The organism is Ruegeria sp. BG5, from assembly GCF_056538425.1.
This window is the reverse complement of the sequence record NZ_JBQFTC010000001.1, coordinates 592,779-615,775: the sequence shown is the minus strand read 5'-3', so window position 1 is coordinate 615,775 and position 22,997 is coordinate 592,779. Positions and strand designations below refer to the sequence as shown.

The 22,997-nt window shown below is 60.8% G+C and carries 23 protein-coding genes; 16 read left to right on the top strand and 7 right to left on the bottom strand.

All coding sequences use genetic code 11. From position 1 onward, the window contains the following. Positions 1–81 precede the first annotated feature (81 nt). From ACR0KX_RS02895 to ACR0KX_RS02860, 8 genes are all read left to right on the top strand, one after another. A complete protein-coding gene (locus ACR0KX_RS02895; protein WP_170622416.1) occupies positions 82–453 on the top strand; it encodes a YciI family protein in 372 nt (123 codons plus the stop codon). Positions 454–456: 3 nt separating this feature from the next. Further along, positions 457–1,692 (top strand): sigma-70 family RNA polymerase sigma factor, encoded by a 1,236-nt coding sequence (locus ACR0KX_RS02890; RefSeq protein ID WP_170622415.1) that lies wholly within the window; start codon positions 457–459, stop codon positions 1,690–1,692. 69 nt (positions 1,693–1,761) lie between these two features. Continuing rightward, positions 1,762–2,148, top strand: a complete 387-nt coding sequence (locus tag ACR0KX_RS02885; RefSeq protein ID WP_170622414.1) for a VOC family protein — start codon at positions 1,762–1,764, stop codon at positions 2,146–2,148. A 24-nt stretch (positions 2,149–2,172) separates the two neighbouring features. Next, positions 2,173–2,571 carry an MAPEG family protein gene (locus tag ACR0KX_RS02880; protein ID WP_170622413.1) on the top strand — a complete coding sequence of 133 codons (399 nt, stop codon included), beginning with the start codon at positions 2,173–2,175 and terminating at the stop codon, positions 2,569–2,571. Positions 2,572–2,576: 5 nt separating this feature from the next. After that, entirely contained in the window at positions 2,577–2,915 is a 339-nt protein-coding gene (locus ACR0KX_RS02875) for a TfoX/Sxy family protein (RefSeq protein WP_480707817.1), read from the top strand. Positions 2,916–2,927: 12 nt separating this feature from the next. Then, entirely contained in the window at positions 2,928–3,587 is a 660-nt protein-coding gene (locus ACR0KX_RS02870) for a DUF2461 domain-containing protein (RefSeq protein ID WP_170622411.1), read from the top strand. Positions 3,588–4,071: 484 nt separating this feature from the next. Next, positions 4,072–7,983, top strand: a complete 3,912-nt coding sequence (locus ACR0KX_RS02865; RefSeq protein WP_480707816.1) for an OmpA family protein — start codon at positions 4,072–4,074, stop codon at positions 7,981–7,983. Continuing rightward, positions 7,965–8,324 (top strand): hypothetical protein, encoded by a 360-nt coding sequence (locus tag ACR0KX_RS02860; protein ID WP_480707815.1) that lies wholly within the window; start codon positions 7,965–7,967, stop codon positions 8,322–8,324. Before ACR0KX_RS02865 ends, ACR0KX_RS02860 begins: the two co-directional genes overlap by 19 nt. A 112-nt stretch (positions 8,325–8,436) precedes the next feature. Here the strand turns inward: ACR0KX_RS02860 and speB are convergent, their stop codons facing one another. The 4 genes from speB to ACR0KX_RS02840 form a co-directional block, all read right to left on the bottom strand. Beyond that, positions 8,437–9,399: an agmatinase gene (gene speB, locus ACR0KX_RS02855; RefSeq protein ID WP_170622408.1), complete on the bottom strand. Its 963-nt coding sequence runs from the start codon at positions 9,397–9,399 to the stop codon at positions 8,437–8,439. A gap of 21 nt (positions 9,400–9,420) precedes the next feature. Further along, the gene (locus ACR0KX_RS02850) at positions 9,421–10,701 is read right to left on the bottom strand and encodes a TRAP transporter large permease (protein WP_170622407.1); all 1,281 of its coding nucleotides are present in this window, start codon (positions 10,699–10,701) and stop codon (positions 9,421–9,423) included. Beyond that, the gene (locus ACR0KX_RS02845) at positions 10,698–11,294 is read right to left on the bottom strand and encodes a TRAP transporter small permease (RefSeq protein ID WP_170622406.1); all 597 of its coding nucleotides are present in this window, start codon (positions 11,292–11,294) and stop codon (positions 10,698–10,700) included. Before ACR0KX_RS02845 ends, ACR0KX_RS02850 begins: the two co-directional genes overlap by 4 nt. A 73-nt stretch (positions 11,295–11,367) precedes the next feature. Beyond that, the gene (locus tag ACR0KX_RS02840) at positions 11,368–12,384 is read right to left on the bottom strand and encodes a TRAP transporter substrate-binding protein (RefSeq protein WP_480707814.1); all 1,017 of its coding nucleotides are present in this window, start codon (positions 12,382–12,384) and stop codon (positions 11,368–11,370) included. A gap of 146 nt (positions 12,385–12,530) precedes the next feature. Between ACR0KX_RS02840 and ACR0KX_RS02835 the strand changes: the two genes are divergently transcribed. Next, entirely contained in the window at positions 12,531–13,466 is a 936-nt protein-coding gene (locus tag ACR0KX_RS02835; RefSeq protein WP_170622405.1) for a LysR family transcriptional regulator, read from the top strand. A gap of 86 nt (positions 13,467–13,552) precedes the next feature. Here the strand turns inward: ACR0KX_RS02835 and ACR0KX_RS02830 are convergent, their stop codons facing one another. Then, a complete protein-coding gene (locus ACR0KX_RS02830; protein ID WP_480707813.1) occupies positions 13,553–15,190 on the bottom strand; it encodes an acyl-CoA dehydrogenase family protein in 1,638 nt (545 codons plus the stop codon). 104 nt (positions 15,191–15,294) lie between these two features. Continuing rightward, positions 15,295–15,966 carry a GntR family transcriptional regulator gene (locus ACR0KX_RS02825; RefSeq protein ID WP_170622403.1) on the bottom strand — a complete coding sequence of 224 codons (672 nt, stop codon included), beginning with the start codon at positions 15,964–15,966 and terminating at the stop codon, positions 15,295–15,297. Positions 15,967–16,092: 126 nt separating this feature from the next. On the opposite strand from ACR0KX_RS02825, the gene ACR0KX_RS02820 reads away from it, so the two are divergent. From ACR0KX_RS02820 to ACR0KX_RS02805, 4 genes are read left to right on the top strand one after another with little or no spacing between them, the layout of a single operon-like run. Next, positions 16,093–17,037, top strand: a complete 945-nt coding sequence (locus ACR0KX_RS02820; protein WP_170622402.1) for a class II glutamine amidotransferase domain-containing protein — start codon at positions 16,093–16,095, stop codon at positions 17,035–17,037. Next, positions 17,034–17,747, top strand: a complete 714-nt coding sequence (locus ACR0KX_RS02815) for a GltB/FmdC/FwdC-like GXGXG domain-containing protein (protein WP_170622401.1) — start codon at positions 17,034–17,036, stop codon at positions 17,745–17,747. Before ACR0KX_RS02820 ends, ACR0KX_RS02815 begins: the two co-directional genes overlap by 4 nt. Beyond that, on the top strand, positions 17,732–19,156 hold the full coding sequence (locus ACR0KX_RS02810; protein ID WP_480707812.1) for an FMN-binding glutamate synthase family protein: 1,425 nt from the start codon (positions 17,732–17,734) through the stop codon (positions 19,154–19,156). Before ACR0KX_RS02815 ends, ACR0KX_RS02810 begins: the two co-directional genes overlap by 16 nt. Next, positions 19,153–19,848, top strand: a complete 696-nt coding sequence (locus tag ACR0KX_RS02805) for a type 1 glutamine amidotransferase (RefSeq protein WP_170622399.1) — start codon at positions 19,153–19,155, stop codon at positions 19,846–19,848. The genes ACR0KX_RS02810 and ACR0KX_RS02805 overlap by 4 nt, the downstream gene beginning before the upstream one ends. A 6-nt stretch (positions 19,849–19,854) precedes the next feature. On the opposite strand, the gene ACR0KX_RS02800 is transcribed toward ACR0KX_RS02805, so the two are convergent. Next, positions 19,855–20,994: an FAD-dependent oxidoreductase gene (locus ACR0KX_RS02800; protein WP_170622398.1), complete on the bottom strand. Its 1,140-nt coding sequence runs from the start codon at positions 20,992–20,994 to the stop codon at positions 19,855–19,857. 91 nt (positions 20,995–21,085) lie between these two features. Here ACR0KX_RS02800 and ACR0KX_RS02795 point away from each other — a divergent pair, with 91 nt between their 5' ends. Genes ACR0KX_RS02795 through ACR0KX_RS02785 form a run of 3 tightly spaced genes read left to right on the top strand, consistent with a single transcriptional unit; the run spans position 21,086 to position 22,993 of the window. Continuing rightward, positions 21,086–22,378, top strand: coding sequence for a glutamine synthetase family protein (locus ACR0KX_RS02795; RefSeq protein ID WP_170622397.1), 1,293 nt, complete (start codon positions 21,086–21,088; stop codon positions 22,376–22,378). Further along, positions 22,378–22,644: a EutN/CcmL family microcompartment protein gene (locus ACR0KX_RS02790; protein ID WP_170622396.1), complete on the top strand. Its 267-nt coding sequence runs from the start codon at positions 22,378–22,380 to the stop codon at positions 22,642–22,644. The genes ACR0KX_RS02795 and ACR0KX_RS02790 overlap by 1 nt, the downstream gene beginning before the upstream one ends. A 40-nt stretch (positions 22,645–22,684) precedes the next feature. After that, positions 22,685–22,993 carry a BMC domain-containing protein gene (locus tag ACR0KX_RS02785; protein ID WP_170622395.1) on the top strand — a complete coding sequence of 103 codons (309 nt, stop codon included), beginning with the start codon at positions 22,685–22,687 and terminating at the stop codon, positions 22,991–22,993. Positions 22,994–22,997 lie beyond the last annotated feature (4 nt).

Here is a 22,997-nt window from a genome sequence, read left to right as displayed (position 1 = left end):
TTTGTCGAAGCCAAAACCCGCTGTCGGATTTGCATGTCTTCGCGCGTCCTTGCAGCATGTAACCGAACTGCGGAGGCTGAAATGATCTATGTAATCTCGATTTACGGGCAGGCGGGCGTGTTCGAGGCATTGCCCAAGGATCGCCAGGATGAGGTGATGTCGGGCCACGGCGCATTGCAAACTGCCCTGAAGGCGCGGGGAGAGTTTGTGACGATGAAACTGATGCCGCCCACCGCAGCCGTCACGATAGAACCTGCAACGGCCGAGGGCGCTGCGCCGCTGATCACGGATGGGCCGTTTTCGGAAACCAAAGAGAGTTTTCTGGGATTCTACGCCGCAGATTTCCGGGATCTTGATGAGGCGCTGGAGTATGCAAAGATGATCTCGTCACCCGTTGCACGGCTAGAAGTGCGCCCTGTTGCCTGGGCCGGTGGTCTGATTTCGTCGGAATAGCCTATGTCGGATTGGCTGGAGGCCACATTTTCCCAACACCGCCCCCGCGCCCTTGCGGCGCTGACACGGGTGTTTGGCGATATCGACATGGCCGAAGAAGCCTTTGCCGATGCGTGCGTAAAGGCGCTGACGGTCTGGCCAAAGGACGGTGCGCCGCGCGATCCGCTGGCGTGGTTGCTGGCCACCGCCCGGAACGCGGGTCTGGACCACGTGCGCAAGTCCAGCCGCCGCAGCGCAATCCTGTCGCTCCACGCTGAAGAGTTTCAGCCGATGCCCGCCGAAACGCCTGACCCTGATGAGCTGCGCGACGATGTCTTGCGGCTGTTGTTCATCTGCTGCCACCCGGAACTGGACCGGCGCGACCAGATCGCCATCGCCCTGCGGATCGTGGCGGGGCTGAGCGTGGATGAGATTGCCAGTGGCTTTCTGGTCAAACCCAAGACGATGGAACAACGTATCACCCGCGCCAAGAAGAAGATCGCCGGCAACCGGGTCGCCTTTGAAACGCCCAGCCCGACGGAACGCGGCGCGCGGTTGGGTGAGGTGTCGCTGATGATCTACCTGATGTTCAGCGAAGGCTGGTCCTCTTCCGCCGGGCCGACGCAGATGAAGCTGACCTTGTGTGAAGAGGCCATCCGCCTTGCCCGCCTGCTGGCGGGTTTGTTTCCTGCGATGGGCGAACAGGCGTCGCTGCTGGCGCTTTTGTTGCTGCAACACGCCAGACGGCGCGCGCGGATGGACGGGCAGGGCAAGCTGGTTGCGTTGGACGATCAGGACCGCAGCCTGTGGGACAAGGCCAACATCGCAGAGGCGACGGCGCATTTGCAAAAAGCGCAGCGGATTGGCCATCGGGGTGTTTATATCATTCAGGCTTCGATTGCGGCGGAACACGCCCGCGCGGCCTCGTCTGATCAGACGGATTGGGCCTTCATCGAAAGTCACTATGCTGCCCTTTACGCCCTGCAACCAACCCCGGTTGTGCGGCTGAACCAGATCGCTGCGCAAGCCAAGCTGTACGGGCCGCGCGATGCCCTGAAGGCTATGGAAGTGCTGGCTGCGGATTTGTCCTCGTATCGCTGGTTTCACGCGATGCGAGGGGGTCTTTTGCAGGACATCGGCGACCACAAGGCGGCGATTGCAGCGTTTGAGACGGCGCTGACCCTCGCCCCAACAGGCCCGGAACGCGTTGCAATCACAGATAAAATCGCAATCAGTCAAAAAGAATTGGGCGAGATGTAGGGATACGGCCCCGCTCATGCGTCCTTGGATCAGACCCGCATGTGGCGGGCGCAACCAAGGGAGAAAGCCATGAGTATTCTTGAGATGACCGCAATCGGCAATTCCGGCTGGATCGGCCATTCCGGCCCGGATCAGGGCAAGGCCAAGGCGTTTTATCAGGACGTTCTGGGCTGGGCGATCAACGACATGCCGATGCAGGACGGGTCAAGCTATTCGGCTGCGGTGGTCGGTGAAACCGCCATTGGCGGCTTTTCCCCGATGCCCGAGGACGATGGCAGCTGGACGATCTTCTTCACCGTTGCAGATGTGGACGCAAGTATTGCCACGGCGCAGGCCAAGGGTGCCACGGTCATTCAGCCGGTGATGGACATGCCGGGCGTTGGGCGCATGGTCACGCTGACCGACCCTCAGGGAGCCCGGTTCGCGCTGATCACATATGAAAGCATGGCGTCTTAAGCGCGGCGTGGAAGGAGGGTTCAGATGGTACATATCCCCGAAATCACCCTCGCCGTGACGGCGGTGTTTGTGTTGATCAGCATTCCGATGGCCATCGCCGTCGGAGTGCGCCGCGCCCAGACCGGGATCCAATTGCTGCATGGCGAGGATGAAGGGCTGCTGCGCCTGATGCGGGCGCATGGGAACTTTGTCGAATATGTTCCGCTGGCCCTGTTGGCCCTTGCGGGGGCCGAGGTTGCGGGAACCCCGACCTGGCTGGTGGCGACTTGTGGCGGTGTTTTGCTGCTTGCGCGGTTGATTCACTATTTCAGCCTGCGCGCCTCGACCAACGGCAAGGGCCGCGCGATTGGGGCCGGGCTGACGACCTTGACCATGCTCGTGCTGGCGCTGGCGATCCTCTGGCACCTTGGCGCGGGCGTCTGATGCCAGTGGACGAAGCACTGAACGCCCGCATGCGTGACGCTTTGGCCGCGCATGTGGGGATTTCCGAGAAACAGATGATGGGCGGGCAATGTTTCTTTTTGAACGGCAACATGCTGGGCGGCGTGCGACGGCACAAGGACGGCGTGGGCCGGTTCATGTTTCGGGTCGGCAAGGCGAACGAGGCCACGGCGCTGACGGACCCAACGGCCCAAACGGTGATTCACGGAACCCGCAAACTGGGCGGTTTTATCCGTGTTGATGAGGGGGATTGTGACGACGATGCCCTGCAGCACTGGTTGCAGATGTGCCTTGAACACGCCGCAGCCCTGCCCGCAAAAGACTGAACGGAGGATGTGATGGCCGGATTCAACTGTTTCTCGCCCGAGGCGCTTGGCTTTCTTGAGGGGTTGAAGGCGAACAACACGCGAGAATGGTTTGCCGCGAACAAGACAATCTATGAACGTCACCTGAAAGAGCCCGGCAAACAGTTTGCAGGCGACGTGGCAACGGCATTGCATGGCCTGACCGGTCAGAGCCATTCCAGCAAGATCTTTCGCACCCATCGGGACGTGCGTTTTTCCAAGGATAAGACTCCGTACAACGCGCATCTCCACATTGCCTTCACGCCCGAGGGGCAGGCGGGCCAGCCGCCGATGTGGTTCTTTGGGCTGTCACCGGGCAAGCTGTCGCTGGGATGCGGAGTGTTCCAGTATGACAAAACCGCGTTGGCCGCGTTTCGGACCGCGATGGCGGGGCCACAAGGGGCCGAGTTGCTGAAACTGACTGCCGAGTTGCAGGGCGCTGGCATTTGGGTCAGCGAACCCGATCTGAAACGCGTACCATCCGGTTTCGACAAAGATCACCCCAATCAAGATGCGCTGCGCCGCAAGGGGTATTCGGCATGGATTGACCGGGCTGATCACGAAAGTGTTATCAGGCCGGACCTGGTGCGGCGATCCATCGATGATTTCCGACGGCTTTTGCCTGTTTATCGGTTGCTGTCCCCGGTCGAATGACGACGGCAACGGGGCAGAAACAAATGTCAGATCAGTGGGTTAAAGACAAGAAGGACAGATCCTGAATTCAGCGGGTGGCCCGGCACACGGATGCTAGTGCGGCGCCCTCAGCCCTGGGATCAACAGCCGACCGCCGTGTCGCGGCGATGCTGCGCCGCGACATTGCCTAAATTTTAGTCACAAAAACCGCATTTGGTCGCGATCTTAACAAAATGTCAGTAGAAGCCAGCCCTTCAAGATGGGGCGTGCAAGTAACGTTCGGCAGCACCAAATACACTCTGATTGCGCTGAAAAAAATCCGTTTCGAAATTGCGTTTTCCTAAGGAAAGCGACCGCAACTGCGGCGCTTCTGCGGTAGCTTTTTTCGAAATTCAACCTGCAACTCCAGCACCTTAACAATGGAAACGGCGGTCAGGACTTTGATATCTGGCGCTTTGGCAAAGTGATTTGTGCCCCCCGGCGGGCCTGTTAAGTGGTGATGAGAATGAAGGTGAACGCGTTGCCTGTGCGCGGTGGTTTCCTGGCCAAAACCCTCTTCGTTTGGGCGCTTTTGTTGGGACTGATACTGACACCGGTCGAGACCCTTGCGCAGGACAGCGACAGCGATGGTGTCTCTGACGCTCTGGAAGGCTTCGGCACCTTGCTGGATGGCACGCAAATCTCCAACATCGTCGGCACCGGAACCCTTACGGACGGGGCGGCGTGGGACAGCGTGCTTGCCGCTTTACCCTCCAGCCAGTTCTTTTCCGAAAGTTTCGAAGGCGCGGCAATCGACTCACCGCTGAACGGCTTCAGAAACTCCCGGTTCTCGATCACCGCGACACATTCCAGCGCCCTTCCCCGCGATCTGGATATCGACAACGCCGAGTATGGCACATCCCCAAGAACCGGATCGCGTCAGGCAACGGTCCAGATCGGCGGGTCGCCAAGCGAGACCGCAATCGTGTCGATCAATTTCAATCAACCCGTTGTAGGGTTCGGTCTGTATCTGGGTGATATTCATGATGGCGGTGCGATCTCGAACCTGCAGATTTCCTTCGATGGCACACCGGTTTGGGACAGCACGGATTGGGTGGGAAGCAATCTGGTCGGCACCGTAACAGATTCGAATACCGGCGCTTCGGTGACGCTGGGCAATCAGGTCTTTGGGTTTATCGGAAATTACGATCTGTCAAATCCTGTCAGCAACGTGACCATTACCTATAACGGAGCCGGTACCGGCGACAATTTCACGTTTGACGATATCTCGGTCATCTTTCCCGGCGCGGTTTGGGACCAGAACGGGTTCCTTGACCACGATGAGCCCAACCAGTTCATCGCCGTGACCAAGGCGGTAGATACATCCGCATTGTCCTCGCCGCCTCAGGCCGGTGAAATCGTCACCTATACATACACCACGCGCAACCTGAGTAACGTGACGATGTTCGACATCGATGTGATCGAGGACGGATCCAGCTTTACGGGCACCGGCACACCTCCGGTCCCTGCCTTTGTCAGAGGTGGCGGGAATGTCGATGGTGATGGCGACGAGGCAGACCTTGTCGGTCGCACCGAGCCGACAGACCCGTTCACGCTGGCACAGACAACGGTTCACCGGGCGACCTATGCCATTACCGAAGCAGACATTGTTGCCGGATTTGTGGACAACCAGGCCTCGGCCAATGCAGTCGACGCCGAGGGGTCGCCCCAGTCGGATTTGTCGGATGAATCCGCCTTTGGCGAAGGGGCAGGGGCCGATGATCCGACCCGCTTCACGCTGACGCCCGCCCCGCAGCTTGGCGTTGCAAAATCGGCCTCTGTGGGGGCATTGCTGGCCGATCGCACCGCGAATGTGACCTATACGATCGTCGTGCAGAACACCGGGAACCTGACGCTGGATACGCTGAGCCTGGTGGACGACCTGACAGCATCGGATCAGCTCGGCTCGACCTTCAATGGGGTGACGTCAGCCCCGGTGGTCAGTGCTGTGACCATCGGCGCAGGATCCAGCCTGCCGACGAGCAATGGCGCGTCTTATGACGGCACAAATGACCTGCTTGTGGGCAGCGACGGCGTTCTGGCGCCGGGTGACAGCTATCAGGTCGAATTCACCGTGAATGTGGACCCCACTGCGGCAGGGGCGCCGGCCAGCCTGAACAACATGGCGACCGCCAGCGGCGATGATCTGGGCGGCACGACGGTATCCGATGCGTCCGACAACGGAACAAACCCAACGTCGAACCCCGGCGGGCCGGGCACCCCGACCCCGATTGTGTTGCCGATCCCGGTCATCGACGCGGTGGATGATGCGCCGACGGCGGTGAATGGGGTGAGCGGCGCGACGACCGCTTCGGTTCTGGACAATGACACGCTGAACGGCTCTGTTCTGGACCCGGCGGATGTCTCTCTGGGCACCTCCGGCACAGCGAATGACGGGGTGACGGTGCTGGGTCTGGATGTGACCCCGACGGCGGGTTCCATCACGATGAACGCGGCAGGTGAGATCGAGGTCGCTGCGGGCACCACGGCGGGGACCTATGTGTTTACCTATGAGATCTGTGAGACGTTGAACTCCACCAATTGCGACACGACGCAGGCGACGGTTTCGGTTGATGCAGCGGCGATTGACGCGGTGGATGATGCGCCGACAGCGGTGAATGGGGCGAGTGGCGCAACAACGGCCTCGGTTCTGGACAATGATACTCTGAACGGCTCTGTTCTGGACCCGGCGGATATCTCGCTGGGCACCTCCGGCACAGCGAATGACGGGGTGACGGTGCTGGGTCTGGATGTGACCCCGACGGCGGGTTCCATCACCATGAATGCAGCGGGTGAGATCGAGGTCGCTGCGGGCACCACGGCGGGGACCTATGTCTTCACCTATGAGATCTGCGAGACGCTGAACTCCACCAACTGCGACACGGCGCAGGCGACGGTTATGGTCGATGCAGCGGCGATTGACGCGGTGGATGATGCGCCGACGGCGGTGAATGGGATCACCGGCGCAACAACGGCCTCGGTTATGGATAACGACACGCTGAACGGCATCGCCCTGAACCCGGCGGAAGTCACGTTGACCAACACGGGCACGGCCCGCGACGGTGTCACGGTTCTGGGTCTGGACGTGGCCCCGGCGACGGGTTCCATCACCATGAACGCAGCGGGCGAGATCGAGGTGGCTCCGGGCACGACCGCAGGCACCTATGTCTTTACCTACGAGATTTGCGAGACATTGAACCCCACGAACTGCGATACGGCGCGGATGAGTGTGGAAGTGTCGAACCCATCGCTGATCGACGAGATCGCCGAGGACCTGATTGCAATTCTGGAGGAAGATCGCGACACGACTGTCGAATTGCAAAGCCAGCAGGCCCGGGATTTTGCCGCCGGAGCGCTGGATCGCCTCAGACAGCGCGGCGCGCGTCAATGTGCGACCGCCGTGAACGATCATCTGAACGACCGGCCGATCCTGTTTGATACCGACAAGGCAATTATCAAGCCGGAAAGCGATCCCATTCTGGATGAGATCGCCGAGATTCTGGGAAGCTGTGAGGGCAGCGCATTCGAGATTGCCGGCCATACCGACAGCGACGCATCGGATGCCTACAATCTGGCGCTTAGCCAACGGCGGGTTGATGCGGTTTTGCAGGCTCTGACGGCCCGTGGCGTGGACACAGTCGGGTATCGTGCACGCGGGTATGGCGAAAGCCGTCCGATCGACACAAACGCGACGGCCCAAGGCAAGGCAAGCAATCGCCGGGTCGAATTCACTCCGATCGAAGCGCAGGAACAGTATGACACCTGCAAGAACACATCGGACCTGGACCGAACCTTCAATTTGCAGGCCAATGGCTCGGACGTGGCGGTGGATGGTGGGCTGTTTCACCAGAACTACAATTGCGCGCGCGACGTGTGGGAGACCATCGAAGGCTCATTGAACTTCCTCGAGACAGACAGCGGCCTGTCGCAGACCCTGCTGAAACTGTCATACCGTCGTGAACGCTTTGTCAGCGACGACCGGGTGCGCGGCTACTTTGTCGGGATTTATGGAAGCACCGGTGATGTGACCAGCAGGGCGGAGGCGAGATTCAGGGCTTTGGCGTCAATGCCGGTGTCTTCGGTGCGAACCGGTTCAGCAATGGTCTGTATCTCGACTATTATCTGGGCGGTGCCGTCGGGCGTCATGATTTCGATCTGGATTTCGAAAGAAGCTTTGGCACCATCGCGGCGACCGGCGATTACAGGTATTTTGCCGGTTTCGCGGGCGTGGCCCTGTCGGGTGAGATCGACCGCGAGACCTATCGTTTCGTCCCGCGCGCGGGTATCGACTATGCGTATTCGCCGTCGGTCGATGTGGATGTGGTTGCACGGTTCCAGAGCATCACTGAATCGGGTCTGGTGGAACTGGCCTCGCTGACCAACACGCGGCTTTTTGCAGAACTGCGGATCGAGCGCGAGGTGAACGACGGCGCGTCGCTTCTGGCCTTCAGTCCGGTTGTGGCGTGCTATGCCTCGTCGGGAAGTTTCGACAATGCCTGCAGCCTTGGGGCCGAGCTTGAATACGAAAGCTTCAATGAAACAGCACATGGCTGGCAGCACGGCATCCGCATCAGCGGAGAGCGTGGAAACGGGTTCTCGACCCTGTCTGTTGCCGCTGACGTGTCACGGCGATTGCAGCTGGGGCAGGTCACTGCCCGCGCCGGTGTGGATGCGGCCGGGTATTTGAGCCTGGGCGGCGAATATGAGCTGAAGTTCTGACGCCGCAAGCGATGCCTGCGTCCGGACCCACTGGCGGTTCAGACGCGTGTTGGTCCAAGAAAAAGGCCCGCCAGTGATCTGGCGGGCCTGTCGTTTTTCGTATCAGTGCGTCTTACTTGTTGTGGAAGATGAACCCGATGAAGTTCAGCAGCAATTGTGCCGCCAGAATCTGCGTGCTTTCGCTGGGGTCATAGGCGGGCGCAACTTCGACCAGGTCGATGCCCACCACGTCGCCGCGTTTGCTGAGGCCCTGCAGGATTTCCAGAACGTCGTAATACTGGAATCCGCCATGGCTGGGCGTGCCCGTGCCCGGCGCGATTGAGGGGCAGAAGGCGTCGATATCGATGGTGACGTAATACCGAACACCTTCGGGGATGCGGTCCAGCACACCTTCGGTGCCCAGCTTGCGCACCTGCCGCACCGACAGGATGTCCGAACCACGGGCGCGGGCGTCGTCATACCCCTCTTTCGCGGTCGAAGACACGTTGCGGATGCCCAGTTGGGTCATGCCCGAGACGTAATCCTTTTCGATGGCGCGGCGCATCGGGTTGCCGTGGCCAATGGTGACGCCGTGGCGCTCATCGACAAAGTCCAGATGCGCGTCGATCTGGATCACGTGGATCGGGCCGTTCTTTTCGCAATCCTCGGCATACGCGTTGATGCAGGGGATGTTGACCGAATGGTCGCCGCCGATGGTGACCGGGATCGCGCCCGCGTCGAGGATTTTCTTGACGCCATTTTCGATATTGGCGTGGCTTTCCTCGGTCTTGGTGTGGATGATATCGGCGTCGCCCAGATCGACGATACGGACGTCTTCGCCCAGATAAGTGGCGTCATCCTCGTGGTCATAAGCGCCTGCATGGCCAAAGCTGAACAGGGTCGATGCCTCACGCACCGAGCGCGGGCCAAACCGCGCGCCCGAGCGGAACTGACAGCCGAAATCAAACGGCGCGCCCAGGATCGCCACATCGGCGTCAATCTCGTCCCAGTTCTCGACATAGGGTTTCTTGCCGAAGGTCGAAATGCCGACAAAAGGCAGGTTCAGACGACCAGATTCATAACCATGTCCCGACATGAATTCTCCGTTTCTTATGGTTTAACGATAGGCCAATTCCGGAAGGAACAGCGCGATTTGGGGAAAAGCTATCAGCAACCCTGTCACAATCAACAAAATGATCAGGAACGGGGGCACGCCACGTACCACTTCGATGAACGGGCGGCGGAACACGGCGATGGCCGTGAACAGGTTGCAGCCGAAGGGTGGCGTGGCGGCACCGATGGCGACCTGCAGCGTGATCAACACGCCGACCAGCACCGGGTCCAGCCCGCTGGACTTGATCATCGGGGCAAAGATCGGGACCAGGATCAGGATCACCACAATCGAGTCCACGAACATGCAACCCACAAAGAAGGCCACGTTGATCGCCAGCAGCACCATCAGCGGGCTGGCGTTTTCCAGACCCAGCGCGGCGATGATGGTTTGCGGCACCTGCGCAAAGCTCAGCGTCCAGCTGAACGCCGCACCCGCCGCGATCAGGATGAACACGACCGAGGTGATGGCCCCGGTGGACAACGCGATGTCGAACAGGTCTTTTACCTTGATCGAGCGGAAGATCACGACCTCAAGGATCACCGCATAAAGCACGCAGATCGCCGCCGCCTCGGTGGGGGAGAACACGCCGCCATAGATGCCGCCGACGATGATGGCCGGGAAGCCCATGGGCCACAGCGCCCTGCGCAGGGCAGTGAAACGCTTGCCCCAGCCCTCGCGCGGCAGCACGGGGATGTCATGGCGATAAGCGTAGAACATGCAATAGGCCGAAAACAGCACCACGATCAGCAGCCCCGGCAGGATGCCCGCAATGAACAATTGCGAGATCGAGGTGCCCGAGACCACGCCATAGATGATCATGCCGATGGATGGTGGGATCAGATAGGCAAGGTCGGCGGCGTTCACGATCAGACCGATCGAGAAACTGTCGCTATAGCCCGATTTCAGCATCCGGGGCCGCATCGCGCCACCAATGGCCACAACGGTCGCCTGGGTCGAGCCGCAGACTGCGCCGAACAGGGCGCAGGCCGAGGTGACAGATATGGCCAGACCACCCTTGATATGGCCCATGAAACTCATGACAAGGTCGATCAGACGGTTGGCGGAATGGCCGCGCGTGATGATGTCGGCGGCCAGAATGAACATCGGCACCGCGATCAGCGCGGCGGGTTTGACCCCTCCGATCATCTGCTGGATCAGGATCTGCATGTTCATCGTGGGGAAATAGACCAAGAACCCCAGCACCGCGGCCGAGATCAGCGGCATTTTCATCGGAAAGCCCGCCAGCAGCAGGACGATCATGACGGCCAGCATCAACTCGGTCATTTGTCGGCCTCCTCAAATTTCTTGATGGCGGCTGCGGTTTCGGGGTCTTCGTAGCTGTCAATTTCGAGGTACGAGACGTAGACGTCCTCATCGGCGAAATTCAGGTTCCGGATTGCGGTCAGCAGATACTGGAACGAGGCCAGCGCCAGACCGATCACCACCCAGACATAGGTCAGATACAGCGGCAGTTGCAGCGCCGGGGTGATCCGCCCGCGCGAGGCGACTTTCTGCACATATTCCAGCGCGTACCAGGCCAGGACGGCCATGACGACGGCGGTGGTGGCGGCGATGACGACCATCAGGCCCTTGCGCATCTTGATCGGCAGCGCGTCATAGATCGCCGACATGCGGATATGGATGCCTTTGCGGGTGGCATAGCCCAGCCCCATGAAGGTGACGATCACGATCAGGAACTCGTTCAATTCTTCGGAAAAATAGATGGATTGGTTGAACACATAGCGGCCAAAGACATTGGCGATTGTGTTGACGGCCATCAGGATAATGCCCCAGCCAAGGATCCAGACTTCGATCCGGCCTATGACGGCGTCGACCTTTCCCAAAATGCCGAAAGGAGTGGCAGTCCCGTTTTCCATGGTGTCCCCCCTTTTTAGAAAGCCTCACGCGCAGAGCGCGTGAGGAAGTTTGGAGTGAGTGGTGGGGGAGTGGTTAATTTCCGGCCAGTTCGGCCTGCAGGGCGTCCAGCAATTCCTGACCGCGGGGGCCTACGGTCTCGACATAGGCTGCCGATGTGCCGGTGCTGCGTGCGCGGAAGGCGTCACGCTCTTCTTCGCTCAGGACGACCAGACCGATATCGGGCTTGTCTTCCTTGATGATGTCCAGACGCTGCTGGTTGAAATCGGTGACAACACCGTCGATGAAGCCTGTCATGTCGGCCATTGTGTCACGTACCAGTTGCTGACGGTCGGGGGTCAGGGTTTCGAACCAGTCGGATCCGGCGACAACGGTGGTGACCAGTTCCTGCTCGCCAGCCCAGATCAGGTGGCTGGTGACTTCGTAGAACTTCATCTCTTCGATGGTCGGGATCGGGTTGACCTGACCGTCGATGGCACCGAGTTGCAGCGCGCCGAACACTTCGCCAAACGGCAGCGGCGTCGGGCTGGCGCCCATGTTGTTGTAGGTTTCGACCAGAATAGGCGAGACCATCACACGCATTTTGAAGTTATCGAAATCCTCGGGGGTGCGGATTTCACGGTTGGTGGTCCAGACCTGCGGACCTTCGGAATACATGGTCAGAACTTCCAGACCGCGCTTGCGGAAATCGTCATTCAGCGGACCATAGATGGTTTCCGAGCTGCTCAGCACCTCTGAAATCGCCGCCGGGTCGGAGGGCAGCAGATAGGGCAGCAGGAACACCTGGCTTTCCGGCACAACAGTACCCAGGTTGCCGATCGAAACGTTGGTGAACTGGATCACGCCATCAGCGGCCTGTTCCACGGTTTCGGTGGGCGTGCCCAGCGTGCCCATCGGAAAGACAGTGACGGTGACTTCGCCGTCGGTTGCGGCCTCGATGCGCGATTTGAACTCTTGCGCATAGGCATCCATGATCGAGCCCGGAATTTCCTCGATGGCGAATTTCCAGTCCTCAGCCAAGGCGGTGAGCGGGGCAAGGCCAAGCAGGGCGGCGGCTGCGGTCGTGCGCATTTGTCGTAGAGTGAAGGTCATGCGGGGGTCCTCCCTTTTATCCTTTTGGGGGTCTTGTTGGGAAGAAGCACAGCACAGATCATTACACGAAAAAATATCATATTGCTTATGTTCACATAAATGAAAGTTGTGTAAGTAAACGGCACAATCTGCCAGAGCTGACGCCGTTGAAACTGTTCAGAAATACACTGCTGGAAACTTTCGTGACCGTCGTGGAATGCGGCGGCTTCACGGATGCGCAATACGCTTTGGGCATCACCCAATCCGCGATCAGCATCCGAATCCGTGATCTGGAAGAGGCGTTGGGGTACCGGATCTGCGAACGTGGGCGCGGTGGGTTTCGCCTGACCGAGCGGGGTGAGATCGCCTATCGCAAGGCTGGTGAGATCCTGCGCAACATCCGGGATTTCGATGCCGAATTGCTGGAGCTTCGGGATGCCGTCACAGGCGATCTGCGGATCGGCATCGTAGATGCGGTGAATACCCTGACCGATCTGCACCTGACCCGGTCCCTGCAACAATTCCTTGACCGCCCGAATGAGGTCAGGCTGGAAATGGTGGTGGCCTCACCGACCGAACTGACGCAAAGGCTGATTTCGGGCGATGTGCACGTGGCCATTGCGCCGTTCCGAAGCCAGGTACCCGAATTGCGCTATACCAAACTGTGTGATGAGGAGCACCGGCTGTATTGCGGTCGGGGTCATCCGCTGTTCGACTGGCCGGACGAGGATATTGACCTGAGTGTCGCGTCACGTTTCGAGATTTGCCAGCGCTCGTACAGCGCGCTGATGCCGCCCGAACTTCAACCCAGCGATCCCAAGGCCGTTGTGGCAAACATGGAGGCGATGGCGACGCTGATCGAAACCGGAGCCTATTTGGGCCCTTTGCCGGTTCATTACGCCGAGAGCATGGGCCGGAAGAAGAACCTAAAGGCGCTGGCCCCTGATCGATTGCACTGGACCTCGACCTTTTTTCTGGCGACGCGGACGTCCAACCTGCAACGACGCGCAGTTGAGCTGTTTGTCGATTGCGTCATTCAGGGGTGCAACGGGGGGTGCCCTGGCGCTGATGAATTCAGGTCAGGTAAGGAAGGGCACAGCTAAGTCTTGCGCATGTAAGGCTTGCATTCAGGCATCAGGCAAGCTGCCCAGCCGCGCGCCGCACGGCTGGACCGGTTGGCTGTTGGGGGTTAACCCAGCCGCTCAAGAATGGCGCTGGTGTCCATGCCGCTGACGGCCCCGTAGATCCGGCCGCGCCCTTCCGGGTTCAGGCGGGTTGCGACATAGGCATCCGACACTGCGGCGGGTGAATGACGCAGCAGCACCGACGCAGTCATCAACGTGGCCAGGCTTTCGGCAAACCACCGGGCCTCCGCTTCTGCCGGAAGGGCAGGCCAGCGGGCAAAATGCTGATCAAGTGCGGCATCAAAGGCGGTGTTGGCCCCGCGCGCCTTGTCCAGATCCGCGCGCAGTGCCTCACCGCTTTCCGGTTCGCGCGTCAGGGCGCGCAACACGTCCAGACAGATCACATTGCCGGACCCTTCCCAAATCGAATTGAGCGGCGTTTCACGGAACAGCAAGGGCAGGGGCGTGTCGTCGGTGTAGCCAACGCCGCCCAGACACTCCATCGCTTCATAGACGATCGTTGGCGCAAGCTTGTTGCCCAGAAACTTGGAAAGCGCGACCGCGATACGGGCATAGGCCATGTCATCTGCCGAGCCGCTGTCAAAGGCGCGTGCGATGTGCAGGGCCAGCGCGGTTGTGCCTTCGAAATCCAGCGTCAGATCGGCCAGAACCGACCGCATCATCGGCTGGTCGATCAACCGGCGCTGAAAGGTCGAGCGTCCTTCGACCCACCATTTCGCCTCGGCCAGCGCGCCGCGCATCAGACCGGCGGGTGCCATGGCGGTGCCAAGACGGGTGTGCTGCACCATTTCGATGATGGTGGGCACGCCGCGCCCCTCATCACCCACGCGATAGGCCAGCGTGTCGTAATATTCGATCTCGGACGAGGCATTGGCCTTGTTGCCCAGCTTCTCTTTAAGGCGCATCACATGCAGCGAATTGCGCTCGCCCTCAAGCCAGCGGGGCACCAGAAAACAGGTCAGCCCGCCGGGGGCCTGCGCCAGCGTCAGGAAGCCGTCGGACATGGGGGCCGAACAGAACCATTTGTGCCCGCGCAGCCGATAGGCGTCACCATCGGGCGTGGCCACGGTGGTGTTGGCCCGCACATCCGAGCCGCCCTGTTTCTCGGTCATCGCCATGCCAAGGGTGGCGGCGCGTTTTTGCTGTACCGGTTTCATGTCCGTGTCATAGGCCCGCGCGGTCAGCTTGGGCCGCCAGATCCGCTCCAGCTCGGGCGCGGCCATCAGCGAGGGCGTGGCGGCATAGGTCATCGTCACCGGGCAGCTTGTTCCCGGTTCAACCTGGCTGAGCATATACATGCCCGCCATGTAGTGAGTGTGCCCACCCTTGGCCCCGTCCCAGGCCGCTGCGGCAATGCCCGAGGTAAACGCCAGATCCATGATCTTGTGATAGCCGGGGTGAAACCGCACCTCGTCCAGCCTGCGGCCCGAGCGGTCAAAGCTGATCAGTTTGGGCTCGACCCGGTTGGCCTCGCGTCCGGCTTCGCGCATCTCGGCGCTGCCCAGTCGGGCACCCATATCGGCGATCTGTGCGGTATCGGCCTGACTCAGCCCGATGTGATCGCGCAGGATCGGGTCGGTGGCCCAAAGATCAAAACCATCGCGGGGGACGGGCTGGTTTTGCACCTCATGCGTGGGCAGGTGGCTCATTGATGCGGATGTGGTCATGGCGCTCACGTTCATTTCTGTCATTTCTGACAAACGATGACACGGAGGCCCCTGCTTTGCATTTGTATCGTCGCGTCATCCACGGACGGGCTGGCCGTCTGGACCGCCCGTCACCGGCTTCAGTTTTTGTGTTCTTCCTTCAGCCCTTCGATCTGCAGGTCAAAACCGGCCTGAATATGGGCGGTAAAGGTTTCAAGCGCTTCGGTCGCGTCACCCGAAGCAATGGCGTCGACCAGCATCAGATGGTTTCCGAGGGACTTTGAAATATCGACGTTTTCAATGGCCGAAAACAGGTGAAACGCCATCGCCTTGCCCCAGATCATGTCGAACATGTCCAACAGGAACTTGTTGCCCGCCTCGACCATGAAGGCCCGGTGGATACGGCGGTTGGCGATGAAATAGTCGCGGGTGGACGGGTCTGTCAGATCCTCTTCGCGACGAATGAGATCTCGCAGCCGGTTCAGCACGTCCGGTTCGGCGTGAACGGCCAGAATCCGTGCTGCCTGCCCTTCGATTGCGGCCCGCGCCTGATATAATTGCCGGACCTCGTTCTGATCCATCTGGGCGAGACGAAAGCCGCCGCTGGCCGCAACCTCAAGCACGCCTTCGGTTTCCAGCCGCATCAAGGCCTCGCGCACGGGGGTGCGGCTGATGTTCAGCTCGGCGGCCAGTTTTTCCTGCACTAGCCGGTCCTCGGTCGTGATCTCGCGACTCATGATCGCGTCGACCAGTTGATCATAGACCTCATCCGCCAGCCGTCGGCGTTGTGTCTTTATTTGTTTCAGAGCCACTCGCAGCCTCTCTTTCTGTCTTTTGAATTCTGTATTCAAAAATCCAACAGGTGCCAAGGCGAATAGGGTTGCTATTACTCGTGTACTGTATACAGTATACAAACGCGATTGAACAGGGAGCTCTTCATGTGTGGAATAGCTGGCAGGATACTGGCCGCGCCCGGCAAGGTTGGTGCGGATCTGGTTGACCTGATGGATGCGCAGGAACACCGGGGCGCGGACAGCACCGGGTTTGCTGTCTATGGCGTGCCACGCGAAACCGGGTATGTCCTGCGTGGCATGGGGTTTGACAAGTCCCGGCAGGATGCGGACCTGACCGCCTTTGAATCCGTTCTGCGTGAACATGGCAGCAGCTTTCTGTCCGACCCCCGGATCGTGACGGATGAAAACCGCCATTACTGTTTTCGGATCGAGATCTCGGACCCGTCGAATCTGCAGGCCTGGGTCGCAGATGCCGATGAACTGACCGACCGGATCGAGGTTCAGTCCTGCGGCCGCAGTCTTGAGATCATCAAGGATATCGGCGGGGCCGAGGCGGTGGCCGAGAAACATGGCGTGCGCGACATGATCGGCACCCATGGGCTGGGCCACGCGCGGCTGGCGACGGAAAGCTCGGTTCTGCCCAATGCCTCGCACCCGTTCTGGGCGCGGCCGTTTTCGGATGTGGCGATTGTCCATAACGGGCAGATCACCGACTATTTCACCTGGCGCGACCGGTTGACCCGCGCGGGCTATCGGTTCCTGACCGAGAATGACAGCGAGTTGATCGCGGTCTGGGTCAGCGACCAGATGAAAGCGGGCCTGACGATGGAGCAGGCGTTGAAAAAGTCGATCACCTCGATCGACGGGGTCTTTACCTACATGATCGCAACGCCGGACGGGATCGGCTTTGCCAAGGACCGCTTTGCGATGAAGCCGCTGGTCGTCGTCAACCGCAACGGCGATCTGGCCGCCGCGACCGAGGAACAGGCCGTGCGCCGGGTGATGACCGAGGAATGTGACGTGATCAATTATGACGGCCCCTCGCTGACCGGCATCTGGGGCGTCGGCAACCGGACCCTGGCAGCATGAGCGAGGTGGCAGCACAGATGGATGAGATCGTTATCGAGGTTGGCAAGCGCCATATCCGCGAGGTGAACCGGGACATCATGGCCGCCTGTGCCACAGGTCGGCCGATCCGCGTGGTGGATACGCTGTCGCGGCACAATCTGGGCGTGGGCCTGCCGGATAATGTGGACATCACCTTTGAAGGCTCGGTTGGATATTACTGCGGCGGGCTGAATACCGGGGCCAGTATCACCATCGAACGCAATTGCGGCTGGGCTGTGGGCGAAGGCATGGCCAAGGGTCACATCACTGTCGGTGGTTATGCGGGCATGTCCTGCGGGGCCGCGATGATTGGTGGCACGATCCACGTCAAGGGCGATGCCGGGCCGCGTGTCGGGGTGGCCATGAAAGGCGGCAATATCGTGGTCGAAGGCAAGATAGGCTATCAATCCGGCTTTATGGCGCATTCCGGGCGGATCATCGCATTGGGTGGCGCGGGCGAGTCCTGCGCTGATGCTTTGTGGGAAGGTGAGGTTTGGGTCGCGGGCGAGGTCGACAGCGTCGGTGTCGATGTCAACGTGATCGAACCGACCGCCGAGGAAGTGGCCGAGGTCGATGCGATCCTCGACCCGCTCGGTCTGGTCGACAGCTCCCGGAACTGGCGCAAGATGGTTTCCGGTCAACGCCTTTGGTATTTTGAAAGCAGGGACGCAAGCGCATGGCTCATGATCTGAGTAAACCCTATGAGTATCCATTCGACGTCGCCCCCGAGGAGGAAATCCGGTTCCGCGACGCAGGCGCAATCGAGGGTCGCCCGGCGGGCGTGCCCTCCTCATACGACGAAGGCGGATCGACGCGCTGGACGCCCGAGGCGATCTCGGAGGTTCACGCTTTGGCGCAGTTGGGCCGGTATCAGGTGCGCGGCTACAACACGTTCAACAAGCGGATGCCGACCTTTGACGACCTGACCTTTGTCCCGGCGACAATGACCCGCCTGCCGTTGGAAGGTTACCGTGAAAGCTGTGATACGACGACCGTTCTGGGTGGCGGGCGTGGATTGGTCGAACGTCCGATGGAGTTGAAAATCCCGATCTACATCGCCTCCATGTCTTTCGGCGCGCTGTCGGCCTCGGCCAAGGCGTCGCTGGGCTATGGGGCCTCGAAAGTGGGCACCATGACCTGCACCGGCGAAGGCGGCATGTTGGAGGAAGAGCGCGAAGCCTCGCAACGCCTACTCTATCAGATGTCGCCCGCGCGCTATGGGGTCGATCTGGACCATCTGCGCCGTGCGGACGCGCTGGAGATCGTGGTGGGGCAGGGGGCCAAGCCGGGAACCGGTGGCCTGTTGCTGGGCATGAAGGTCAGCCCGCGCGTCAGCCAGATGCGGACATTGCCCGAAGGGGTCGATCAACGCTCGACCATCCGGCATCCGGATTTCCTTGGGGCCGACGATCTGGCGGTCAAGATCGAGGAATTGCGGATCGCCACCAACTATCAGGTGCCGATCTTCATCAAGATGGGCGCAACCCGTCCCCGGTTCGACGTCGCCGTGGCTGCCAAAGCGGGCGCGGATGTGGTTGTGGTGGACGGGGCCGAGGGCGGCACCGGCGCCTCGCCCGAACTGCTGCTGAACCACACCGGCATCCCGACCATGAGCGCCATTCGCGCCGCGCGCGAGGCGTTGGACGACTGCGGCATGACCGGCAAAGTGTCCCTTGTCGCCGCCGGTGGCATCCGGTCGGGTGTGGACGCCGCCAAATGTCTGGCCTTGGGCGCGGATGCGGTGATGATCGGCAACGCGGCGATGGTGGCCCTTGGGTGCAACAGCCCGCGCTATCTTGAGGATTACACCGCTTTGGGCACCTCTCCGGGCGCGTGCCACCACTGTCACACGGGTCGCTGCCCGGTGGGTGTGGCAACGCAGGACCCCGCGCTTGAGGCGCGCATGAACCCCCATGCCGGGGCCGAGCGCATCGCCCGCTATCTGACCGCGATGACGATGGAGATCACCGCACTGGCTAAGGCCTGCGGCAAATCCTCGGTCCATAATCTGGAGGTCGAAGACCTGCGCGCGCTCAGCTTTGAGGCCTCGGCCTTTACCGGCGTCAAGATGGCCGGGATCGACCGCGCGTTTGATTGGTGAGGATTGCGCTTCTTGAACTGACCGGCCATCCGCTGCCGCTGTTGCACGATCTGCCGCGCACGGCGCAGCAGATCCGCAACTGGCTTGCGCCGCACCTGCCCGAGGCACGGTTTACCGCAACCGATGTGGTGGACGGCGCGCCACTGCCCGCGCTTGAGGATTTCGATGGCGTCATCGTTGGAGGCTCGGAGTTTGGGGTCTATGATGACGCCGACTGGATGCAGCCCTTGCGGGCGTTTCTGGTGGAGTGCAAAGCCGGGCAAAAGCCGGTCTTTGGCATCTGTTTTGGCCATCAGATCATGGCCGATGTCTATGGCGGCAAAGCCGAAAAGGCGGCGGTTGGCAATATCGTTGGCGCGCGGCGCTTTGAGTATGGCGGCGATCATGTGGACGCCTATGTCTGGCATCAGGACCAAGTGACGAAGGTGCCGCCATCCGCGCGGGTGACGGGGGCGGCCAGTCACTGCCCGGTTGGGGCGCTGGACTATGATTTCCCGGCGCGTTCGGTGCAGTTTCACCCCGAATACCAGGCCGTCCACCTGCGCGACCTGTTCCAGCGCGGGCGCGATGTGTTTCTGACCGGGTATGAGGCTGATGCCGGTCTGGCCGACCTTCACAGCAGCGACGTGCCCCTGGATCTGGCGGTGTCTGAGGCCGTTGATCTGTTTCGCGGAACCTACAGGCCCGACTAAAGGGGGTTAACGCCCGCTGGGGCTTTCCTTGGGGCTCAGCTTTCTGCGACCGGCGATCCTGAACCGGTCGGCGGTGCTGAAATCCTTTAATCCGACGCCTGCCACGAACTCTCCGAACACCGGCGCGTGTTTGAACAGATGCCCCGAACACCCACCGGCGAACAGCACGTTGTCATGCTCGGGGTGCCAGTCGACGATGAAATGGGTGTCAGGCGTCAGGATGATCTGGTTGAACTTGGAATCCACCACCCGTTGCCCGTCCAGCCCCGGCAGGCGGTGGCGGATATAGCTGCGGGTGCGGCCCAGCGTTTCCCGGCGGATCAGCCGTTCGTCATTGTCGAGATCGATCTTGTCGGGGATCACCACCGCCGCCTTGACGCCCGACCCTTCGGAGGACGGCAGCCCGAACGAGCCCTGCCCGTGATCGATCCAGCAGGGCATCCGGCTCATGTCGAAATCCTCGGACCCGTCGGGGGTCGAGGTATACAGGACATTGACCCCAACCACGGTCGAGATCGGCTTGATCGTTTTGGGGAACATATCCGCCATCCAGGGGCCGGTGGCGATGACGATCAGATCAGCCTCAAGCGGTTTGCCGTCCAGCATCGGTCGCTCGGACCCGTCGGTGGTGACGCGGCCGCGCCGCACGGTGCCGCCCGCGCGGCGGAACAGGTCCAACCCGGTCAGCACACAGCGATGGGCCATCAGCATCCCGGCCTCGGGCTCGAACAGGGCATAGTAGATATCGGGCACCCGGAATTGCGGAAACCGGGCCTCGATGTCCTGCCGCGCGAACTTGTAATAGGGCACGCCGACCCGGTCGAAGGTTTCGGCAGTGGCATCTTCCCAGTCGCAATGCCCGCCGGTCGCCAGAATCAGCGCGCCGCATTCATACATCAGGTTCTGCCCGCTCTCGGCCTGTAGCTCTAACCACCGCAGGCGGCTTTCGCGCGCCCACCGCGTATAGAACTCATCCCGCCCGGAAATGGCGCGGATCACCCGGTTGTAATCCGTTGAAGATGCACGGGAATGTCCCGGTTCCCATCGGTCGATCAGCGTCACGGTCTCGCCGCGCCGTTGCAGGGTAAGCGCGGTCATGACCCCGGCAATACCACCCCCGACAACGATGACAGAGCTTTTGGACATGGCGCAGATTTTCCTTGTTTCCGGGCTGGCTTTGTGAATACTGTATACAGAATACAGCAATTATAAAGCCAAAAACAGGGAGCGCGCGCAAATGAGTTCGGGGTTTGAACTGCCCGAGGGCATACATACCGTCATTCTGGGTGTGGGTGATCTGAACGGCATCATGCGCGGCAAGCGCATTCCGGCCAGCCATTGGGATCACGTCTGTCAAAGCGGCAATGCGCTGTCGATTGCCCTGCTGGCCATCGACATGACCTGCGATGTCTGGGACACGCCTTATGTCAATTTCGACAATGGCTATCCGGACATGCATGTATTTCCGCTGACGCAGCCCGTGCCGGTACCGTGGGAACCCGGCGTTGCGGTCTGTTTTGGCCGCGCCGAGGGCATGGATCACAAGCCGGTGCCGATCGATCCCCGTCAGGCTCTGGTCCGTCAGGTCGACCGCGCCCGCGACATGGGGTTTGAGGTCAATGTGGGCACCGAACTGGAGTTCTACCTGCTCGATCCCGAAACCGGCCAGCCGCGCGACAGCGGCATTCAGGTCTATGGCCTGGGCCGCGCGGCGCGGATGGAACATATCGTTGGCCCGATCCGCCAGCAGATCAACGAATGCGGCATTCCCATCGAACAGTCGAACCCGGAATACGCAGCCGGTCAGATCGAGGTGAATATCCGCTATGGCGAAGCCCTCGCAGCGGCGGATCGCGTGGTTCTGTTCAAATCCCTGATCCGCCAGTTGGGCATTGCCCATGGCTATCTGGCGACCTTCATGCCCAAGCCGTTCTTCGATCAGTCCGGCAACGGGTTCCACACGCATTATTCACTGTGGAAGGATGGCGTGAACGTCTTTGCCGACAATGGAAAGATCAACGACACCGGAAAATCCTTCATTGCTGGTCTGCAACAGCGCATGTGCGAGATGTCGATTTGCGGCGGTGGGACGGTCAACGGCTATCGCCGTCGGCAGCCCTATACGTTCTGCCCGATCAACACCAGCTGGGGCTATGACAACCGCACCGTGGGCATTCGGGTGATCGAGGGCTCCGACAGTGCCGTGCGCGTCGAAAAGCGCGATGCGGGGGCGGATGCGAACCCCTACCTGCTGCTCGCCGCCGAGATTGCCGCCGGTCTGGACGGGATCGAACAGGGGCTGACCCCCACCGATCCCACACCCGGAAACGCCTATGAAGTGGGTATCGGCGATCCGATCCCGACCGATCTGCCAACGGCCATTGCGCTGGCGCAGGGCTCGGACTGGCTGCGCGACGTGCTGGGCGAGATGCAGTGGCAACTGGTGGTGCAACAGGCCGAGCGCGAGATGGATTTCTTCAACCAGCAGGTCACGCAGGTCGAACTGGACCGTTATCTGAGGACGCTCTGATGCATCTGGGCAAGGTCGCAGGAACCGTCACGGCAACCGCCAAGGACGCCAAGCTGGTGGGATCGAAACTGCTGCTGACCGATCTGATCGACAGCAAGGGCAAACTGATCGACCCGGCGCTTGTCGCGGTCGACACCTGCGGCGCGGGGGTCGGCGACACGGTGCTGCTTGTCACCGGATCGGCGGCGCGCATGGCTGCGGGGCTGTCCACCGCTCCGGTCGATCTGGCCATCGTCGCAGTGGTGGATCGCGTTTCGATCACCTGAGTCACAACACGCGGAACTTTTATCTTCGGAGGAACAGAAAATGGCGAAACCAGCGGCAGGGCAGATGGCCCTTGGCATGATCGAGACCCGGGGTCTGGTCGGTGCAATCGAAGCAGCCGATGCGATGGTCAAAGCGGCCAGCGTTGCAATCGTGGGCCAGACCAAAGCCGGCGGCGGGCTGGTCACTACGCTTGTGCGCGGCGAGGTCGGCGCGGTCAAAGCGGCCACCGACGCAGGTGCGACAGCGGCCAACAAGGTCGGCGAAGTGGTCTCGGTCCACGTCATCGCGCGCCCTCATGACGAGCTTGAGGGGATCATCGACAGCCTCGGTTCCGGATCGACGGCCTGATCCC

What these genes read in the sequence shown, in the direction of transcription:
- ACR0KX_RS02815 (WP_170622401.1), top strand. Translation starts at nt 17,034, where the DNA reads ATGAGCGAGGTGGCAGCACAGATGGATGAGATCGTTATCGAGGTTGGC.
- ACR0KX_RS02850 (WP_170622407.1), bottom strand. Translation starts at nt 10,701, where the DNA reads ATGACCGAGTTGATGCTGGCCGTCATGATCGTCCTGCTGCTGGCGGGC.
- ACR0KX_RS02870 (WP_170622411.1), top strand. Translation starts at nt 2,928, where the DNA reads ATGGCCGGATTCAACTGTTTCTCGCCCGAGGCGCTTGGCTTTCTTGAG.
- ACR0KX_RS02800 (WP_170622398.1), bottom strand. Translation starts at nt 20,994, where the DNA reads ATGTCCAAAAGCTCTGTCATCGTTGTCGGGGGTGGTATTGCCGGGGTC.
- ACR0KX_RS02845 (WP_170622406.1), bottom strand. Translation starts at nt 11,294, where the DNA reads ATGGAAAACGGGACTGCCACTCCTTTCGGCATTTTGGGAAAGGTCGAC.
- ACR0KX_RS02885 (WP_170622414.1), top strand. Translation starts at nt 1,762, where the DNA reads ATGAGTATTCTTGAGATGACCGCAATCGGCAATTCCGGCTGGATCGGC.
- ACR0KX_RS02790 (WP_170622396.1), top strand. Translation starts at nt 22,378, where the DNA reads ATGCATCTGGGCAAGGTCGCAGGAACCGTCACGGCAACCGCCAAGGAC.
- speB (WP_170622408.1), bottom strand. Translation starts at nt 9,399, where the DNA reads ATGTCGGGACATGGTTATGAATCTGGTCGTCTGAACCTGCCTTTTGTC.
- ACR0KX_RS02795 (WP_170622397.1), top strand. Translation starts at nt 21,086, where the DNA reads ATGAGTTCGGGGTTTGAACTGCCCGAGGGCATACATACCGTCATTCTG.
- ACR0KX_RS02895 (WP_170622416.1), top strand. Translation starts at nt 82, where the DNA reads ATGATCTATGTAATCTCGATTTACGGGCAGGCGGGCGTGTTCGAGGCA.
- ACR0KX_RS02890 (WP_170622415.1), top strand. Translation starts at nt 457, where the DNA reads ATGTCGGATTGGCTGGAGGCCACATTTTCCCAACACCGCCCCCGCGCC.
- ACR0KX_RS02830 (WP_480707813.1), bottom strand. Translation starts at nt 15,190, where the DNA reads ATGAACGTGAGCGCCATGACCACATCCGCATCAATGAGCCACCTGCCC.
- ACR0KX_RS02880 (WP_170622413.1), top strand. Translation starts at nt 2,173, where the DNA reads ATGGTACATATCCCCGAAATCACCCTCGCCGTGACGGCGGTGTTTGTG.
- ACR0KX_RS02785 (WP_170622395.1), top strand. Translation starts at nt 22,685, where the DNA reads ATGGCGAAACCAGCGGCAGGGCAGATGGCCCTTGGCATGATCGAGACC.
- ACR0KX_RS02840 (WP_480707814.1), bottom strand. Translation starts at nt 12,384, where the DNA reads ATGACCTTCACTCTACGACAAATGCGCACGACCGCAGCCGCCGCCCTG.
- ACR0KX_RS02810 (WP_480707812.1), top strand. Translation starts at nt 17,732, where the DNA reads ATGGCTCATGATCTGAGTAAACCCTATGAGTATCCATTCGACGTCGCC.
- ACR0KX_RS02865 (WP_480707816.1), top strand. Translation starts at nt 4,072, where the DNA reads ATGAAGGTGAACGCGTTGCCTGTGCGCGGTGGTTTCCTGGCCAAAACC.
- ACR0KX_RS02820 (WP_170622402.1), top strand. Translation starts at nt 16,093, where the DNA reads ATGTGTGGAATAGCTGGCAGGATACTGGCCGCGCCCGGCAAGGTTGGT.